A 1,736-nucleotide genomic window follows, 5' to 3' on the forward strand; every position below is an offset into this window, starting at 1 on the left:
GAAAGCGGCAGGGGCGCAAGCAGCGCCTCCTCCTCGCCGAAGGCTACGATGCGGTCGCCATGGAAGCGCGCCGCCGCCCAGGCGGCCCCCGGCGTGGAAGCAAGGCCGGCGCGGACGTCGAAACCCTGCTGGAAGAAGCGGGTGAGGATCTCGTCCTGCATGGCGCGCTCGCCGCCGAACAGATGCGTGCAGCCGGTGACGTCGAGGAACAGCCCGTCCTCGCCGTCGATCGCCACCAGCGGCGTGTAGCGGTCGCACCAGTCGGCAAGGCCCTCGAGCAGGCGGCGGTCGGCCTCCGGGTCGGCCTCCACCACATCGATCGACGGGTGCATGGCGCGCGCGTCGGCAATGCCCATGCCGCGTTTCAGCTTCAGCGCCTCAGCCCGCTCGTCGAGGGCCGCGATGCGCTGGGCGTTGCTGTCGCGATGGCTGATCACCAGCGGTGGGTGAGGCGGGGGCAGGTGATGCGACGGCCGGGAACGCCAGGACCGCCCCAGACGCTGGCGCAGGATCCGCTCCGCGCAGAGGTAGGGGAACCACAGCGACAGGATTCTCTGCCCGCTCTTCCTGGGGCCTTCTTTCCGCAAAAGCGTGCTCATCGGGGTTCCACTCCAGTGTGAATTGTCCGGGCAGGGCCGTGCGGCTCTTGCCGATATCGACGGTGAAGGCGGGGCGGCCGATCGAGCCGGCGAGCGGGCCGGCGACCGTCTTGCGGCTCGCCGCCGGCGCTGCCGAGACGATGAGGCGCACCGGCGCGGCGGTGGGCTCGGCCTCGCCGGCCTGGCGCAAAAGCAGCACCGGCCTGCCGGCATTCTGAGCCCGGGCGTGCAGGCGGCGCGTGGCGGTGAGGTCGAGAAGCCGCGGGCTGCCGCGGATCTCGAGCATGACGGCGGCGAAGGCCGTCATGCGGGCGGCCTCCTCGGCGATCCACAGCGCGTCCAAGAGCTTCGGCGCTTCGGAAAACAGCAATTGCTCCGGCTCGATGCCGAAGAGGGCATGGAGCCCGCTCGCATAGGGAAAGCCGGCCTCGCGGAAGATCTCGGCGGTGCCGACCCAGAGGATCGGCAGGCCCTGCTTTTCTCTGAGGATCAGGCTGGCGAGCGACAGCGCAAAGCCGGCGACGGCGCCGGCATCGCGGGTCTCCAACCCATGGATTTCGCTGAGCGCCGCCTTGGGCAGGCCGCCGCCGAGGGCTGTGTCGAGGCGTTCGATGCCGGTGTGCAGGAAGGCATCCTGCGGCGCCACGGCGAGGCCGCGCCGGATGATGTTGGTCCCGGGGGTGATGTCCAATCCGGCGGCATCGATGGATGCGCTCCGCGCCGGCGCTTCCAGGCGCTCGGGCAGCGTTCCCTCGATCTTCGCGATCTGGCGGCGCAGGGCAAAAACAGTGTCCCGCGCCACGGCGCTCATCGCCATGACGTTCACTTCCGGCAGCAATTGTTCCTGTTATGTTCTTATAGATTCCAGAGGGCCTTGAAAGAGTCAAGCGGAGTCACAAGGAATTTATTCCTTTGCCCTTTGCCCTCCAAGTAGCCTGCCTGCCGGCTCATTTGCCTCAATCGGCGCGAAAGCCTATATGCCGGGATCAAAGGAAAACCTTATGGCCCGCATCTACAAGACCCGCACCTGGCACGATCAGCTCTCGCCATCGATGGAGGAAATGGAGCTTCTGGCGCTGGAGGCCTATGCCCATCTGCCGGAAGAGTTCCGCCAGCTCACCGGCGACATCGTCATCC

Annotated in this window: 2 protein-coding genes and 1 pseudogene; 1 reads left to right on the forward strand and 2 read right to left on the reverse strand. The window is 67.7% G+C overall.

The window, feature by feature from the left end; genetic code table 11:
* On the reverse strand, positions 1–437 hold a 437-nt coding region (locus tag EOA29_RS35440; protein WP_145970011.1), incomplete at its 3' end, for a DNA polymerase Y family protein.
* Positions 379–1,416: a hypothetical protein gene (locus EOA29_RS35445; RefSeq protein WP_126091121.1), complete on the reverse strand. Its 1,038-nt coding sequence runs from the start codon at positions 1,414–1,416 to the stop codon at positions 379–381. The genes EOA29_RS35440 and EOA29_RS35445, both read right to left, overlap by 59 nt.
* Positions 1,417–1,600: 184 nt before the next feature.
* On the opposite strand from EOA29_RS35445, the pseudogene EOA29_RS43490 reads away from it, so the two are divergent.
* Positions 1,601–1,736: pseudogene (locus tag EOA29_RS43490) on the forward strand (Zn-dependent protease); the annotation flags it as partial.

Source organism: Mesorhizobium sp. M1E.F.Ca.ET.063.01.1.1 (genome assembly GCF_003998155.1).
GTDB lineage: Bacteria > Pseudomonadota > Alphaproteobacteria > Rhizobiales > Rhizobiaceae > Mesorhizobium.

What these genes read in the sequence shown, in the direction of transcription:
- EOA29_RS35445 (WP_126091121.1), bottom strand. Translation starts at nt 1,416, where the DNA reads ATGGCGATGAGCGCCGTGGCGCGGGACACTGTTTTTGCCCTGCGCCGC.